Below are 16,781 nucleotides of genomic sequence, written 5' to 3'. Positions count from 1 at the left end.
GAGGGCGGTGCCTCAATATCCCCGGCCGCCGGCGCGGGAATAGGCCGGGCGAGCATCTGCTGCCGGGCGAGCCGATGATGCGCCGCGCGGGTCGCTACTGGTGTGCGTCTGTGGCTGCAGCTCCTCCAGAAAAATCGGCTTGGAGAAATAATAGCCCTGCGCATAGCGGATCTTGGTCGCGGCCTGCAGATAGGCCAGTTCCTCGAAGGTCTCGACGCCTTCCGCAATCACGGTCATGCCGAGCGCCTCGCTGAGCGACTCGATGGCGCGGAGAATGCCCTGGCTGCGCGGGCGCTTGTGAATGTCCGTAATGAAGGAGCGGTCGATCTTGATTTCGTCGGCAGTGATGTCCGCCAGCGCCGACAGCGAGGAATAGCCGACGCCGAAATCATCGATGGAGATGCCGACGCCAAGCGCGCGGAACATCGGCAGGATGTCGTCCTGGAAATGCGTCTTGGCAACGAATGCGTCTTCGGTCACTTCGACCATGAAGCGCGTCGGGCAGCCAGTCTCCTCGATCGCCCTGGCAAAAGCGCGCATGAATTCCGGATTGCCAGCCTGTTTGGCGGCGACGTTGATGCTGATAGTGGCCGTGGCGCCGAAGGTCTCGTCAATCAGGTCGATCGACTTCATGATCTCGGCGAGCACCAGATGGGTGAGCTCGTCAATCAGGCCGAGTTCGACGGCCAGATTGATGAAGGTGCTGGGCGCCTGAATCACGCCATCGTCGTTACGCAGCCGCACCAGGGCCTCGATACCCTTGATTTCCAGGCTGCGGATATCGACCTTCGGCTGAAACGCGCAGCAGAACCGCTTGTCGAGGATCGCCAGCCGCAATGACTGTTCGGTGGCCATGCGGGTCAGCGCCTCGCTCTCCATGCTGGAGTCGAAGAACACCGCAGCGCCCTTGGTCTCATTCTTCACGCGATACATCGCGATATCGGCGTTCTGATGCAGCGCGTCGTAGTTGCGACCGTGTTCGGGATAAAGGCTGACACCGATCGAGGCGGAGGCGAATATTTCTGAGCCGTCGATGAAGAACGGCGCGCGCAGCCGCTGTACCAGCAGCTCCAGATATTCGGCGACCTCCTGCTGGCTCTGGATCGGGTTCAGCAGCAGCAGGAATTCATCACCGGAAATCCGCGACAGCATATCGGTGCTGCGCAGGTCGAGTGCCAGCCGCTTGGCGAACTGCACCAGCAGCGCATCACCGACGCTGTGACCGTAATAGTCGTTGATGTGCTTGAAATTGTCGATGTCGAGGAAGGCTAGTGCGAAATGTGATGTCTCGCCGGAATGGCCAATGATGTCGCCGACATGTTTCTCGATCACGCGCCGCGTCGGCAGATCGGTCAGCTCGTCGTAATAGGCGCGACGAAACAGCTCTTCTTCCATCTCTTTCTGCCGGCTCACGTCGGTGGCGCTGGACAGCAGCACGCTTCGATCACCGATACGAGCCGGACGATGCGTGGTCAGGAACACCCGCCTGTCGCGCTCGGAATTGACGCGTTCCTCGAACACCGCGGAGCGGCCGGACTGCAGCAGGTCGAGCGCAGTGGCGCGTCGATGCGTCAGTGCCTGCACCAGAAAATGTGATTGCGGATCGGGCCTGTTGAATTGGTCTGCCGATGCATTGAACTGGATTGCCGCGGCATCATTCACCAGCAGAAAGTCACCCTGATCGTCTTGCACGGTGACGGAGGCGGGCAGCATGCGTACGATCTCGCGCAGCATCTCCAATTCGTGTGCGGCATCGCTATCCACGAATCCGGTAGCAGCCTCGGTCGAAGAGGTTGCGGTGGGGCGGTCGTTGTCCATTGGAGAGGTCGACGAGCCTGGGGCGGATGCATTCTGCATGGTGGCCGAGCCTCGCAAAACGCCTTGTCGATTTGGTTAAATCGGTTCGCAAAACGCGGGTAGTTGTGTAAATGCCGCAGGATTTGGAGCGGTAGCGGTGCTGACGTCATTAACAAAGCGTCAATGACCGGAGAGAAAGCGGCAATCTGCCCGATCAGGCCATGAGATATTATGCTCGCGCGATGCCTCCACGCGAAACAATGTGGGTGTCTGATGCTGTCATCTCAGCATGAAATTCCCCACTGAGTTGCGTTGATCACCACGCGCCCCCGTGCGTTCCGACCCACGCGGTTGTGATCGCCGTAAGCTGCAAGATCCGTAGAGAAAAATGCGCTGCATATGCCCGGAAGTTTGAAAGGAACGCCTCGTCATCGGCGTAAGCCACAGTGCGTGCATCGCTATTTTCCCGGGCCACTCGACAGACTTATGTCATGACACCATCCTCTCGCGATGCCGCAATGGTGGCCCGATGCGAGAGAGACGTCGCCGATGAGCAATCCATCCAAAGCCAATATTCTCTGGTTCCTGCCGACCCACGGCGATGGACGCTATCTCGCCTCGACCCAGGGTGCGCGCGACATCGACTTCAAATATCTCCGCCAGATCGCGCAGGCTGCCGATCAGCTGGGCTATTTCGGCGTGCTGCTGCCTACGGGGCGCAGCTGCGAGGACTCGTGGGTGGTTGCTTCCGCTGTGGCCCCGTGGACCGAACAGCTTCGCTATCTCGTTGCCGTGCGACCGGGCCTGCAATCGCCGAGTGTCGCGGCGCGCATGACGGCAACGCTGGACCGCGTTACCAACGGTCGTCTCCTGATCAATGTCGTGACCGGCGGCGATCCGGTCGAGAACAAGGGCGACGGCATCTTTCTGCCGCATGACGAGCGCTATGCCGTCACCCGCGAATTCCTCAACGTCTATAACGACCTGCTGGCCGGCAAGACCGTCAATGTCCAGGGCAAGCATATCCAGATCGAGGATGGTCGTCTGATCTTCCCGCCGGTGCAGTCGCCGCGCCCACCGCTCTATTTCGGTGGTTCGTCGGATGCCGGCATCGACGTCGCGGTGGACACCGTCGACAAGTATCTCACCTGGGGCGAACCGCCGGCGCTGGTCGCCGAGAAGGTCGCGCGCGTCAAGGCTGCTGCCGAGAAGCGCGGCCGCAAGCTGTCGTTTGGCATCCGTCTTCATGTGGTCGTGCGCGAGACCAATGAGGCGGCGTGGAAGGCCGCCGACGAACTCATTCAATATGTCACCGACGACGTCATCGCGAATGCGCAGAAGACATTGGCCCGGCAGGACTCGGTCGGCCAGCAGCGCATGATGCAGCTGCATGGCGGGCGTCGCGACAAGCTCGAGATCAGCCCGAATCTCTGGGCCGGCGTCGGCCTCGTGCGCGGCGGCGCCGGCACCGCGCTGGTCGGCGATGCGCAGACCGTGGCGGCGCGCATCAAGGAATATCAGGACGTCGGCGTCGATACATTCATCATGTCCGGCTATCCGCATCTCGAGGAAGCCTATCGCTTCGCCGAGCTCGTCTTCCCGCTGTTGTCGCTGCAGCAGCATGACAACGTCACGTCGCTGCGTACGCGTAACGGCCCCGTTGGCGAAATCGTCGCCAATGAGCATCGCGCGCAGAGCGCCTCGTAGTTCCGACAGGCACCCATCATGAGCATTGTTGAAATCCTTCCCCGCGTTCGCAGCTTTCGCTTGCCGCGCATCGATGGTCTTACCCAGTGGATCGTGCCGCTGGTGATCCTGCTCGTCTGGCAGGCGGCTTGCGTGACCGGTTACGTGCCGGCGCGGGTGATGCCGGCGCCGACCGATGTGGCCCTGGCCGGGTGGAAGCTGCTGGTCTCGGGAGAACTCGCCCAGAATATCTGGGTGTCGTTCTGGCGTGCCTCCGTCGGCTTCCTGATCGGCGGCAGCATCGGCTTTGCCTTCGGCCTTGCGAATGGTCTGTCTCAGCTCAGCAGCAAGCTCACCGATACGACGTTGCAGATGGTGCGCAACGTGCCGCATCTGGCGCTGATCCCGCTGGTCATCCTGTGGTTCGGCATCGATGAGTCAGCCAAGCTGTTCCTGGTCGCGCTTGGCGTCTTCTTCCCGATCTATCTCAACACGCTGCACGGCATTCGCACCGTCGATCCGCAATTGATCGAGATGGGCCGCATCTATGGCATGAGCAACAGCGAACTGTTCCGCCGCGTGATCTTCCCGGGGGCGCTGCCGTCGATCTTCGTCGGCGTCCGCTTCGCGCTTGGCATCATGTGGCTGACACTGATCGTTGCAGAAACCATCGCGGCATCATCTGGCCTTGGCTACATGGCGATGCAGGCGCGTGAATTCATGCAGATCGACGTCGTGGTGCTGAGCATCCTGATCTATGCCCTGCTGGGTAAGGTCGCCGACAGCGCCTCGCGCGCGCTGGAACGGCTGACATTGTCCTGGCATCCGGCCTTTCAGAAACACTGAGCGAAGTTGAAAGCGAGAATTTGAAATGACCGTGCAACAGTCTCTTCGCCTCAGCCATGCCGATGCTCAGGTCATCGATGCGCCCGTTGATTTCGAACAGGCCCTCGCCACGCAGGCGCGGCGTCCGTCCGAGCAGAAGTCCCGTGGTCTGTCGCTGACCATCCGCGGTCTCCGCAAATCCTTCGGCAGCAATGAGGTGCTGCGCGGCGTCGATCTGCATATTCCTGCCGGCCAGTTCGTTGCCATTGTCGGCCAGAGCGGCTGCGGCAAGAGCACGCTGCTGCGCCTGATCGCTGGCCTCGACAAGCCGACCGCCGGCACGATCAGCTTTGGCGAGGAAACCCGCGCGGAGGACATCCGCGTGATGTTCCAGGAACCGCGCCTGTTGCCATGGGCCAGTGTGCTCTCGAATGTTGAAGTGGGCCTCGGTACCGACCGGACATCGGCCGATGCCAGGGCGCGCGCTGAAAGCGCATTGACGGAAGTCGGCCTCGCCGAGAAGCGCGATCAATGGCCGTCCGTGCTGTCAGGTGGCCAGAAGCAGCGTGTCGCGCTGGCCCGCGCTCTGGTCAGCCATCCGCGCGTGCTGGCGCTGGACGAGCCGCTCGGCGCGCTGGATGCGCTGACACGTATTTCGATGCAGCAGCTGCTCGGTCGTGTGTGGCACGACCAGACCTTCACCTCGATTCTGGTGACGCATGATGTGTCCGAGGCCGTGGCATTGGCCGATCGTGTGCTGGTGATTGAAGACGGCCGTATCGCCCACGATATCAATGTTGACATCGCCCGGCCGCGCCAGCGTGGCTCGGCCGATCTTGCGGCGCTGGAAGGTTCGATCCTGCGCAATCTGCTCGGCCCGGGAGCCGACGCCACTGGCTTGTGAGACTATTGTGACCTGCGAGGCTGCCATGAATTCCATCGTTCGTAACATCACTGTTGATCGCGAGGTTTCTTCGCAGGAATTCCGTGGCGCCATGCGGGTGCTGGCGGGTGGCGTCAGCGTCATCACGGTCGGGCGCGGCAAGGACATCACCGGCATGACGGTGACTTCGGTTTCGTCCCTGTCGGTCGATCCACCGACGCTGATTGTCAGCGTCAACAGGGAGTCGTCGTCCTGGCCGCTGCTGCAGCGCTACGGTGCTTTCGGTGTCAACATTTTGTCGGCTGATCAGCTCGACGTGGCCGAGCGGTTTTCTGGCAAGGGTGGATTGAAGGGCGCAGAACGTTTCGCCGGAGCGCAGTGGGTGACCCGGGCAACCGGCGTGCCGCTGCTGGCGGGCAGCCTTGCGGCGATCGATTGCGACGTCGAGGAAGTCATCGAGCGCCACTCCCACGCCATCGTCATCGGCCGCGTCCGTGATGTCATCACCTCCGTTCCGCATACCGCGCTGACCTATTGGGACGGGCAATATGTGGCGATCGATCAGAACGAGGATAATCTGAAGCTCGCCGAAGTCAGCGTGCCCAGCATGCGGGCGCTCAGGGAGATCTGAGGCGCGTCTGCGCGAAGACGCGCCCGCGCCCTCAGGCAAACCAATTGGTTTGCCGGGGAATGACAATGTACGACCGCGCTGCCCTCTCCGCGTCGTCCCCGCGCAGGCGGGGACCCATAACCACGGTGAGCGTGATTGAAGCGGCAGAGCCACAACGACAACGCTCTCACCAGTTCTCCAGCGTGTATGGGTCCCCGCCTGCGCGGGGACGACAGCGGAGAGGTTCTGGTTAAAGATTTTTTCCTATTTGCGATTGACAATATCCCTGCATAGATTATATTCTCCTCCGTCCTGCCCCACCGAGAGGGGCGATCGCGATCGTCACGTTCGCGGGGCAGGGTGCGGTGGACGCCGGAGATGCGGCGTTACGCGGTTCATGGGGGACGTCTGTCTTCGGGCAGGACGGATCTGCGCCAGCACTGCCACTGGCAAGGACACGGCCAACCTTGAGATGGAAAGACCCCTGGACAGTGTGACGGACGACCAAATCGAAATGCGTCCGGCCCAAGTGCTTGAGGCTCCCTTCCCATCGCCTTGGGACTTTAATTCGGTGATCGGATCGTTCGCTGAGGCAAAGTGCAAGCAAGTCGAAAAAAAACACCGCAGGCGGAACGCCGGGCACTTGCCTGACGCTTCCGAAAGTCCTGATGCACACTCACTTGCGGAAGACCGCATTCGCATCAGGCCCAAGGGTGCAACGGGCACCTGGCGTTCCGCACGCCCTCTTTCAGGAGGGTGGGAATGCAAGAGACGACGGCGCCCCCGCGCCGCAAACAACAGGGGCGATGACGCATGTCTGAAGCAGTGGCTGTTTGAAGTTCAAACGATCGCCGAGTCAGCGGTCGCGCCTCGAAATGACAGCTCACTTCGTCAGCAATGCAAACGCGCCGTTCCAATCCTCAGGCGGCGGGTTCTCCTGATAGGCACGAATACGCTTCTCATAGAGCTCGTAGAGCTTCTCCAGTGCATTCGCGACATCGGAATTGCGGCCACGCTCGATCGCAAACAAGGCTTCGCTCCAATCGCGATTGCGATAGCAAGCCAGCATCTCGATGGTCAGGTTGCGCAGCATCTGGAAGCGTTCCGAATGCGTCACGTCCTCACGTCCGGCGATGGCGTAGATCACTTCCGGTTCTTTCTTGCCCTTCACCATGATGAAGTCGAGCTCGAGAATGGCGAACTTGTCCTTGGCGGCGAGTGCGGTCTTCGAGCCGACGATGATCGGAAAGCCGTATTCCTTTGACTGGCCTTCGAGGCGCGAGGCCAGATTGACGCTGTCGCCGAGCACCGAATAGTCGAAGCGCAGGTCCGATCCCATATTGCCGACGACGCAAATGCCGGTATTAAGCCCGATACCGACATTGATGGGGATATAGACGTGGCCGCCATTCTCGGCCTCGGTCTGGCGCAGCCTGTTCAGCGCGTCGATGCGATCCAGCATGTCGAGCGCCGCGTCACATGCATTGATCTGGTGCCGGTCGTCGTCGAGCGGCGCGTTCCAGAACGCCATGATGGCGTCACCCATATATTTGTCGATGGTGCCCTTGCGATCGAGGATGGCATTGGTGAGCGGCGTGAGAAAACGGTTCATCAGCGTGGTCAGGCCGTGCGGATCGTGCTTGTAGGATTCCGAGATCGTGGTGAAGCCGCGCACGTCCGAGAACATGATGGTCATCTCGCGCTCCTCGCCGCCCAGCACCAGTTTCTCTGGCGACTGCGCGAGCTGTGCCACCAGCGCCGGCGACAGATACTGGCTGAAGGCCGAACGGATGCGACGGCGCTGTGCCTGTTCGCGCACGAAATTGCTGAAGATCAGTGTGAGATAGATCAGCGTGGTCGAGAGCAGGGGGTATGTGAAGTCGATCAGCAGGCGATGCTGCGTGTAGAAGTACCAGGATGTGCCGGCCAGCAGCGCTGCGAACACAGCACCCATGATGACCAGCGTCACGGGACCGAACATCGGTGCCAGCGAGATCACCACAACACCAAGCAGTAACGCGACGCAGAGCTCGACGACGATCGCATAGTTCGGCTGCGACAGTACCTGCCGTGTCAACGCACTTTCCAAGACCTGCGCGTGCACTTCGACGCCCGGCAGCACCGGATCGATCGGTGTTGTCTTGACGTCGAGCAATCCCACCGACGATGTCCCGATCAACACCAGCTTGCCTGCAATGGCACCGGGCGGGAAGCTGCCGTCGAGTATATCCGACGCCGGGATATATATCGTCGGATCGTGCTTTGCGAAATGCACCCAGAATTGTCCGTTGCGATCGGTCGGGATCTGCAGGCCCTTGACCGCGATACTGCGAATACCCGCCTCGTCCGATCTGGTTAGAATGGTATCCGTACCGGTGGCGACGCGCAGCATTTCGAAACTCAGAGAAGGCAGCGTCATGCCCTGGGCCTGCATCAGCATAGGCACGCGCCGTACGATCGCGTCGCGCTCGGTACGAATGGTCAGCAGACCGCGACCGGCAGCGGCGGATTCCAGCGTCGATACGTTGCGGAGCAGCCCCGGAAAATTGATCATGAACGGGCCAGGATCGCCGCCCAGCATGGCGAGCCCCGTCAACGGCAGCGAATTGTCCAACGTCCTGACCGGGTTGGGCAAGCCTGATTCACCCAATACCACGCGCGACTGCTTTATCGCCTGTGCGAGTATCGCATCATTGCTCGGAAGCGCGCGGAGTTTGGCACGGGTCTCATCATCGAGCCCCTGAAAGAAGTCTGCTGCGATGGCGGGCGTCATTCGGTCCGGCTCGGGAAACACGATGTCGAAAGCGATCACCACTGCGCCGGCGCGTGTCAGCTTGGTGACGAGTTCGGCAACGCGGGTGCGAGGCCACGGCCATTGACCGTCTTTTGCAAGACTCTTTTCATCGATGTCGACGATCACGACGGGTCTGACCGTCTTCACGCGTGGTTCGATCACCTGATAGGTGTCGAAAGTCCGCATGCGTAATTCCTCGACGGCCGAAGGATCTGCAATGCGCAGCGCTGCGAGCCCGAGCAGCAGGAGCACGCAGAACGCCCGTGCCCGCCCAAACTTCTGCGCCAGCCGTCTTACTCGCCGCATGCGCTTCATGGTTGTCTGGTCATTTCTCGCGGAAGGCGCGCATCAATTGATCGCTTAGCGGCTTGGCGAGATAGGACAGCATGGTGCGGTCGCCGGTCTGCACGAAGGCTTCGACGGGCATGCCGGGGATCAGGCGCACATCGCCGAGCTTGGCGACTTCCGATGCCGGCATTGAAATCCGGATCGTGTAATAGCTCTGTCCGGTGCGCTGATCCGTCGTCGTATCCGGCGAGACGCGGCTGACGGCGCCGTTGAGCTCGGGCGTGGTGCGCTGGTTGAAGGCGGAGAGTCGCAGTAGCGTCTTCTGGCCGATCTGCAGCTTGTCGATGTCCTGCGGATTGACCCGGGCTTCCACCGACAGATTGTCGGTCTGCGGCACGATCAGCATGATGGCGTCGCCGGCAGTGATGACGCCGCCGATCGTATGCACGGTGGATTGCAGCACCATGCCGTCCTGCGGTGCGCGGATGTCGATGCGGCGCAGCTGGTCTTCGGCAGTGACCTTGCGTTCGACGAACTCGCCGATCTTGTCATTGGTCTCGCGCAGATCCTTGGAGACTTCGCTGACCAGATCCTTGTCGATCTGGAAAATCTGCAGTTCGATCTCGGTGATCTTGCCCTTGGCCTGGGCGCGGGCGGCGACGAACTGGGCGCGTTCGCCGGCGAGGCGGGCGGCATCGCGCTCCAGCACGGTCAGGCGAGAGATCTGCACCAGTTGCTGGTCGAACAGGCCGCGGACGCCGACCAGTTCCTTCTCGACCAGTGCGATCTCGCGCGTTTTGGCGGACTCCTGCGCGGTGAGACCCGCGATTTCCTCGTTGAGCTGGGCGATGCGCTCGCGCAGCTGCGACTTCTGCCCGACGCGTCCTGCGGAGCGGACGTTGAACAGCTTGGTCTCGCTGGCGATGACATTCTTCACGTCGTCATCGGCGATCTGCTCGAGCAGCAGTGTCGGAAAGGTAATGTATTCAGCGCCGCGCTGTTCCGCTTCCAGCCGTGCCGCGCGTGCCCACAATCCGTTGAGGTTCTTGGTAACGATCGCAAGGCCGGCCTTGGTCACGGTGTCGTCGAGGCGCACCACGACATCGCCGCCCTTCACCACGTCGCCATCGCGCGCACGCAATTCGCCGACGACGCCGCCGGTCGGGTGCTGGACTTTCTTGACGTTGGAGTCGACGACCACCGAGCCCGGCGCAATCAGGGCGCCGGAAATCTGCGCCGTCGATGCCCAGCCGCCCAAACCTCCAGCCAGCACGAGCACGACCGCAACGCCGATCATCAGATGGACGCGAATGGAACGGCGCGAACCTGTGAGCGGTGCACTCATGGCTTGGCAACTCCGCCATCGGCGACGATCTTGATCGGCTGCGACGCCGGGCGCTGCAACACCTGGCCGAGCACGGTCTCCTTCGGCCCGAAGGCCTGCATGCGTCCGTCCTTCAGCACCAGCAGCATGTCGACGCCTTCGATGCCGATCGGCCGATGTGCAACTACAATGACGATGGCGCCGCGCGTACGGGCCGCGCGGACGGCCTTGGTCAGCGCTTCGTCGCCTTCGGTATCGAGATTGGAATTGGGTTCGTCCAGAACGATCAGGAACGGATCGCCGTAAAGCGCCCGCGCCAGCGCGATGCGCTGCGCCTGGCCGGCCGACAGAACGCTGCCGTGATCGCCGACCTGCGTGTCGTAGCCCTCGCGCATGCCGACGATGAGGTCATGTACGCCGGCCTGCCTTGCCGCGGCGATGATGTCGTCATCCTTCGCATCGGGATCGAAGCGGCAGATATTGTCGGCAATGGAGCCCGCAAACAGTTCGACATCCTGCGGCAGGTAGCCGATATGGCGGCCGAGATCGTCAGGCGCCCATTGCTCCAGGGCCGCGGCATCAAGCCGGACATGCCCGCGCACCGGCTTCCATACGCCAACCAGCGCGCGCAGCAGCGATGACTTGCCGGAGCCCGACGGTCCGATGATGCCGAGGCCATGACCGGCTTCCAGCGCAAAATTAATGTCGCTGACGGTGACTTTCTGCTCGCCAGGCGGCGCGATACTGACGCCCTCGATGCTCAGCTTCTGCGACGGGCTCTGAAGCTGGGTCAGCGCCGCTTGCTCCGGCAAGGCATGCAGCAGCCCGTTGAGGCGCCGCCAGCTCTGCCGCGCGGTGACAAAACCCTTCCAGTGCGCAATCGCCAGATCGACCGGCGCCAGCGCACGTGCGCTGAGGATCGAGCCGGCGATGATAATGCCGGCGGTGGCTTCCTGATTGATTACGAGATAGGCGCCGACGCCGAGCACCGCGGATTGCAGCACCATGCGCATCACCTTGGCGATGGCGCCGAGACCGCCGGCCACATCGCTGGTGCGCTGGTTGCCGGCCAGATAGGTCTCGTTGGCCTCGCGCCAGCGCTGCGTCAGGCGCCCGGCCATGCCCATCGCGACGACGACTTCGGCATTGCGCCGGCTGGCCGAGGCAATCCCGCTGCGACGTGCCGCAAGATCGTTGGCCTCGCGCGCAGGTTCGCGGGTCATGATTTCCGTGAGGATCGTCAGGCCCACCAGCAGAACTGCACCGACCAGCGCGGTGACGCCGATCATCGGATGGAAGGCAAAGCAGATCGCCAGATAGAGCGGCAGCCAGGGCAGGTCGAACAGTGCGCTTGGCCCCATGCCGGACAGGAAGGAGCGGACGTTATCGAGATCGCGCAGCGGCTGCAGGCCTTCGTTGCGTCCACCGGCGAGCAGCGGCAGTCGCACCACGGTCTGGAAGACGCGTGGGCTCAGCGCCTCGTCGAGCGAACTGCCGATCCGCACCAGGATGCGCCCGCGCAGCAGGTCGAGCACGCCTTGGGCGACATAGAGGCCGCCGGCCAGGATGATGAGACCGACGAGGGTCGGCACGCTGCGGCTCGGCAGCACGCGGTCATAGACCTCGAGCATGAAGAACGAGCCGGTCAGATACAGGATATTGATCATGCAGCTCATCAGCCCGACGCCCAGAAAGGCGCCGCGGCAGGCCCGCAAGGCATCGCCGAGCTCGGTCCGCGCCGGTAGACTGGAGGTTCGTGACAGGCCACGCTGCATCGTCAAACCTTTGCGGATCATGCGGACGGTCGCTCGTCAGGCATCAAGCGCCCCCCAAGCCCCGATCAGATGGCCATTATGCCATCAGTCAGGCGACTTGTGCAGATGCTGTCCACGGGACGGTTAACGGTGCCGCGTTACGCCACGTTGGAATAGGGGTGCACGATGAAGTCGCTGGCGTGCAGTTGGGACATATGCACGTTATTGAGTTGCAGCGTGTCACCGCCATCGAGGTGGATCAGGGTATTGTTTCCCTTTTGCTCGATTCCGCCCGACAATTCCCAAAGGGCCAGCTTCAAATCGCCCAGCGGGCCTGAAAGATTGGGCACGCCACGAATGTGATCGAGCACGATCTTGTCGATGCCGACTTCGAAGTCCGTGACGATATCCTTGTCGATCGATCCGCTATGCGACCCGAAGACGAATTGATCCGAACCGTGGCCACCCGTCAGCGTGTCTTTATTGACCGTTGCGAAGATGACGTCATTTCCGGCCGTGCCGTTCAGCGACACCTGCGTATTGGACTGGAGAGGCGCTGTATTGAAGATGAAGTTGACATGCTCGCTAGCGCCGAACCCGTCGGTGATGGTGACAGCGACAGTGGCCTGAGGCGCGTCGGAACTGGAAGGCTTAAAGGTGAAACCGTCCTCGAGGTAGTGGTCTATAGAGGCGAGTGATCCTGACTTGACGACATGCCCATTGATGTCCAGCTGATAGTTCTCGCTGCCGGACGAATCCCTGTCCCACACGGAGATGTCGGAAATCTTGAAAGATCCGTCGCCGCGCTTGGAAAGTTCAGCTGATGACGTGTCGAATTCCGGCGCATCGTTCTTCCAGGTCATCTCGGTGCCACCGCGATGGTCCGAGTCGATGTCGAGATGTTTCAGCACACCCGGATCTGTCAGCGTGAAATAGTCGTTCTTGCCCCAGCCGTAATGCACATCGACGACACCGTCGTGCTGGTCGAACCAGAGCTGCCAGGGCGAGATGCCCTTCAGGTCGATCGTGTCGCCATAGGACAGACCGGATATCGTGCCGACAAAGTGCGAGCCGCGATCGAGGATCAATTCGTCGCTGCTGGCGCCGGAGAAGATGACATTGGCGTTCGACCAGCCGCCGAATTCGAGATTGCCGCCGCTGATCCTGGCGGTACCGTGTCCGGTGACATCGCCGCCGATCTCGAACAGGCCGGCATAGGCTCCGATGGTCCCGTAATTGACCAGATCGCCTTTGATCTCGAGACCGCCGGTGGCCATCGACGCGATGACACCGAAATTGATCAGGCTGCCCTTGCCGGTGTCGATGATCAGTGCATGCGAGTAGTTGGATGCGATGATCTTGCCGTCGCATTCATTGACGATGCTGAGCTTGCCGTCGCCGAGCTTGCCATAACCATTGATCGTATTGTCGGCATTGATGAGTTTCGAGCTGAGCGAGTCGCCGGTGATCCGGTCGGCGCTTCCGTCGAGCGTCACGGTGCCTTCGCCATCGAGCGTGACCGTGCCGTGGATCAGCAGGGTCGCGCCGGCCGTGTGGTCATCGACCAGCAGCGTGCCGGTGTTTTGCACAACACCGTTGACTTCGAGCGTCGTGCCCGGTGCGAGCTGGATATCGCCGTCGTTCACCAGCGTGCCGGTGACATTCAGCGTTCCAGTGCCGGTCAAATCGAGCTCGGCGCCATCTCCGATGTGAAGCCCCGCAATTTCCAGCAGGCCGTTGAGATTGAAAGTGACCGCCGGCGGAGCAACTGTATTGATATAAACGATCTCGTCTGCCGTCGGGACGATGCCGAGCGACCAGTTGCCCGGCGTGGTCCAGTTGTTGTCACCGGCAGCACCGGTCCAGACGTTGGAAGCGCCGAGGCCGATAATTGCGCCGGTTGCAGAGCTGATGACCGCTTCGTTCGTCCCGTCGCCGTCGGTATAGCTGGCGACGACATAGACGGTCAGGCCGACATCTGCGGCAGTGAGGACGTAGCTGCTACCTGTGGCCTGCGAAATCGCGACAGGTGCATTGGAGCCGGGGCTCGATCGGTACCATTGATAGTGAAACGTCCCCAGTCCATCGACATCGGCCACGCTGCCGGTCAGGGCGGTGATCGTCGCGCCTTCCTGGAACGTTCCGGAGAGCGTGACCTTGCCGCTGGGCAGGTCATTCACTGGCGTGACATCAAGCGTTGCACCGCCGGAAACGGACGTTACGCCGTCGGAGATCTTGTAGGTGAACTCCACAGGGCCATTGAAATTGGCCGCGGGCGTGAAGGTCCAGGTGCCCGCCCCGTTATATGTCAGCGTGCCGCAGCCGTTCGCGACTTCAAGACAGGTCACGTGCAGCGTCTGGCCGTCGGCATCCGTGGCGTTTGCCAGCAGTTGGGCCTCTGTGATGGTCAGGCTGCCGTCTTCGTCGATAGCCGCGAGTGTCACATCGCTCCCGGCAACGGGTGCGTGATTTTGACCGGGCGCGACAGTGCCCTCAAAGGGGGCGCTGAGATTGTTGTGGCTGCCCCCATCGTCGACCTGCACCGTGAAGGTGGGCTCGCTGGTGCTGCCGTCACTGACGAAGCGCACGTGATGCTGGGCGAGCTGCTCGCTCGTGAATGTGTAGGTGGTCTCCGACTCGCTCGTCTCGCTCATGAGCCGGAAGACCGACGGCGTGGCCGGCACCCATTCGGTGCCGTCCCATATTTCAAACGTGCCGCCAGTGACGTTGCTCACCGTGAAAGTGAAGTCGGTCGTTCCGTCGGGATCGTTGACCGTGAAGCTTGTGCCGCTCAGCACCGTCACGCCGCCGAGGACGACTTCGATCGACGTGCCGGTGATCACCGGCGCGTCGTTGACGCCCGTGATCGTAATCGTCTCGGTCTGCGCCACGCTCGCGCCGTGGGCATCGATGATATTATAGGTGACCTTGAGGGTCGCCGTCTGGCCTTCGCCGAGATAGGCAAATGCGCTTGGATCGACATGGAGGGTCGTGCCGTTCAGCGTCACGCCAGTCGGCGCAGCAGGCTGCGCGGTGCCGCCGTTCAGCGCGAACTTGACGTTACCCACGGTCAGCGTTGCTGTTTCGCCAAGATCGGCGTCCGATGCGCCGGCAAGCAGATTGAAACTCTGTGCGCTGTCATTCTGGTTCGCGGCAGCCGTCAGCGCGGATGCAACGACCGGCGCATCATTGGAGCCGTCGACCGTGAAGGTCAGGGTCTCATGGGTCGTGTCCGGCCCGGACTGGCTGTCGAAGCCGATGGTGTAGACGGCCTGTTGTCCTGCGGCGAGGAACTTGAACGCTGCCGGATTGTAACTGACATGGCCGGTTTGCGGATCGACGGTGATCAGCGACTTGAGGTCAAGCGACGTAGGTGTGCCGCTCGGGCCGCTTGCCGAAATGATATGCGCCGTGCCTGGCACATAGGGTGTCGCAACGTCGCCGCTATCCGGATCGGTGATATGCACCTGATCCTTGATCTCGAAGCTCGCCTTGTCGACCGGTAGCATCACGACAACCGGCGCAACGGTGATGGTCGGCGCCGTGTTGAAGCGCGTAATCGTGACCTCGATCGGCGGCGTAATCGGGGTGTCGCCCGGCAGGTTGATCGGGACCTGGAAGTGCTGGCCCGGCAACACATCTGGCAGCTGAAAGAATTTCAGCGGGTCCGGACTAGTGCCCGAATTGGGATCTGCAGGCGACGATCCACCGCCGGATCCGTTGCTGCGTGGATTGGCGTTCGGCACATAGTTCGGGAAGTAGGTCTGCAGCGTCTGCTCAATGATCGCCCGTGCGATCGGCGTCAGCGGATCGGCGATGCCTGTGGCCGTATCGCCATTGCCGAGCACGCTGGTCACCTGACCGGCTGCATTCACGGTGCCGATGATCTGGCCGCTCGTCTTGCTATACAGCACATAAGAGCCGACGCGCCCGCCCGGCTCGACGAGCACCTGGAATTTCACCGGTGGGGCACTGCCTTGACCGGGCACTTCGAAGCCGATTTCGACCAGCACGGCGGTGCCGCGGATGCCCATGGTGGCAACCGGCGTGTCGACGCGCATATTGCCATGCTTGGCCGTCTCGCCGGCAACGAAGGTGATCGTACCCTGCACGAGGCTGAGCAGGGATGAGTTCGACGATCCGTTGGGATCGTAGATCATCTCGTTCAGCACCATGCGTGCATTGGCCGAGAGGCCAAACACGGTGCCATCGACGAAAGTCATGGTCAGCGACGAGTCTGCGCCGGCCTGGACCACGTCGCCTTTCTGAACCTGGTCGCCGACATTGAGCATCACGGAGACGCCATTGCGGATCGCAGTCGCGCTGCCGGCTAGCTTGCTAACAGTACCAATGACTTGCGCGGCGGCATTGGCGCCGCCGCCGAGCTGCGCCACCTGCACTTCGCCAACGAGGGCAGTGACGAGATCGCCGGACAGCTGCGCGCCATCGGGCGACGACAGAGCCGCGCGCAGCGAACCCTTGAAGTAGTCGGAGACGACGTGTTCGTGCCCGTCCTTGGACAGCACAAGATCGACGCCGGAGCGCTTGTAGTCGCCGGAGAACAGCAGGTTGGCATCCTGCACGACAATCGTGGAACCGGCTGTATGAGCGGAAAACGTATGGCCAATAGTATCGGCGCCAGCCGCCGGTTCGGCCGGCGCATCGCCAAATTGCGAAAATTCAAATGGACCCGCGTAGTTCAATGTCTGCCGCGCATGATTATGGTTATTAATTGGCTAATTTTCGAGGCATGCATACCACCGCGGGGTGCAATGCGATAGTGGACGTCTGCGCATCACTTTTTCAGGCTATGGGCCGCT

At 61.7% G+C, this 16,781-nt stretch carries 9 protein-coding genes; 4 read left to right on the top strand and 5 right to left on the bottom strand.

Annotated elements, in window-relative coordinates; translation table 11 throughout:
- Positions 1-12: 12 nt before the first annotated feature.
- Positions 13-1,818, bottom strand: coding sequence for a putative bifunctional diguanylate cyclase/phosphodiesterase (locus AB8A27_RS23820; RefSeq protein ID WP_441244046.1), 1,806 nt, complete (start codon positions 1,816-1,818; stop codon positions 13-15).
- Positions 1,819-2,346: 528 nt separating this feature from the next.
- Here AB8A27_RS23820 and ssuD point away from each other — a divergent pair.
- Genes ssuD through AB8A27_RS23800 form a run of 4 tightly spaced genes read left to right on the top strand, consistent with a single transcriptional unit; the run spans position 2,347 to position 5,822 of the window.
- Positions 2,347-3,504, top strand: coding sequence for an FMNH2-dependent alkanesulfonate monooxygenase (gene ssuD / locus AB8A27_RS23815; protein WP_441244045.1), 1,158 nt, complete (start codon positions 2,347-2,349; stop codon positions 3,502-3,504).
- 18 nt (positions 3,505-3,522) lie between these two features.
- Positions 3,523-4,329 (top strand): aliphatic sulfonate ABC transporter permease SsuC, encoded by an 807-nt coding sequence (gene ssuC, locus AB8A27_RS23810; protein WP_115032426.1) that lies wholly within the window; start codon positions 3,523-3,525, stop codon positions 4,327-4,329.
- Positions 4,330-4,360: 31 nt separating this feature from the next.
- The gene (locus tag AB8A27_RS23805; protein ID WP_441245002.1) at positions 4,361-5,212 is read left to right on the top strand and encodes an ATP-binding cassette domain-containing protein; all 852 of its coding nucleotides are present in this window, start codon (positions 4,361-4,363) and stop codon (positions 5,210-5,212) included.
- A gap of 25 nt (positions 5,213-5,237) precedes the next feature.
- Positions 5,238-5,822, top strand: coding sequence for a flavin reductase family protein (locus AB8A27_RS23800; protein ID WP_441244044.1), 585 nt, complete (start codon positions 5,238-5,240; stop codon positions 5,820-5,822).
- 862 nt (positions 5,823-6,684) lie between these two features.
- Here AB8A27_RS23800 and AB8A27_RS23795 read toward each other — a convergent pair.
- From AB8A27_RS23795 to AB8A27_RS23780, 4 genes are all read right to left on the bottom strand, one after another.
- Positions 6,685-8,910, bottom strand: a complete 2,226-nt coding sequence (locus AB8A27_RS23795; protein ID WP_441244043.1) for a CHASE2 domain-containing protein — start codon at positions 8,908-8,910, stop codon at positions 6,685-6,687.
- A gap of 10 nt (positions 8,911-8,920) precedes the next feature.
- Entirely contained in the window at positions 8,921-10,228 is a 1,308-nt protein-coding gene (locus AB8A27_RS23790; protein WP_441244042.1) for an HlyD family type I secretion periplasmic adaptor subunit, read from the bottom strand.
- A complete protein-coding gene (locus AB8A27_RS23785) occupies positions 10,225-12,003 on the bottom strand; it encodes a type I secretion system permease/ATPase (protein ID WP_441244041.1) in 1,779 nt (592 codons plus the stop codon). Before AB8A27_RS23785 ends, AB8A27_RS23790 begins: the two co-directional genes overlap by 4 nt.
- A gap of 116 nt (positions 12,004-12,119) precedes the next feature.
- Positions 12,120-16,664, bottom strand: a complete 4,545-nt coding sequence (locus AB8A27_RS23780) for a cadherin-like domain-containing protein (RefSeq protein WP_441244040.1) — start codon at positions 16,662-16,664, stop codon at positions 12,120-12,122.
- Between the last annotated feature and the right edge of the window lie 117 nt (positions 16,665-16,781).

The organism is Tardiphaga sp. 768_D3_N2_1 (assembly GCF_052076105.1).
Lineage (GTDB): Bacteria > Pseudomonadota > Alphaproteobacteria > Rhizobiales > Xanthobacteraceae > Tardiphaga.
Note: the sequence above shows the minus strand (reverse complement) of the source record. Positions and strands in the feature narration are given on the sequence as shown.

What these genes read in the sequence shown, in the direction of transcription:
- ssuC (WP_115032426.1), top strand. Translation starts at nt 3,523, where the DNA reads ATGAGCATTGTTGAAATCCTTCCCCGCGTTCGCAGCTTTCGCTTGCCG.
- AB8A27_RS23795 (WP_441244043.1), bottom strand. Translation starts at nt 8,910, where the DNA reads ATGAAGCGCATGCGGCGAGTAAGACGGCTGGCGCAGAAGTTTGGGCGG.
- AB8A27_RS23800 (WP_441244044.1), top strand. Translation starts at nt 5,238, where the DNA reads ATGAATTCCATCGTTCGTAACATCACTGTTGATCGCGAGGTTTCTTCG.
- ssuD (WP_441244045.1), top strand. Translation starts at nt 2,347, where the DNA reads ATGAGCAATCCATCCAAAGCCAATATTCTCTGGTTCCTGCCGACCCAC.
- AB8A27_RS23820 (WP_441244046.1), bottom strand. Translation starts at nt 1,818, where the DNA reads ATGGACAACGACCGCCCCACCGCAACCTCTTCGACCGAGGCTGCTACC.
- AB8A27_RS23785 (WP_441244041.1), bottom strand. Translation starts at nt 12,003, where the DNA reads ATGATCCGCAAAGGTTTGACGATGCAGCGTGGCCTGTCACGAACCTCC.
- AB8A27_RS23790 (WP_441244042.1), bottom strand. Translation starts at nt 10,228, where the DNA reads ATGAGTGCACCGCTCACAGGTTCGCGCCGTTCCATTCGCGTCCATCTG.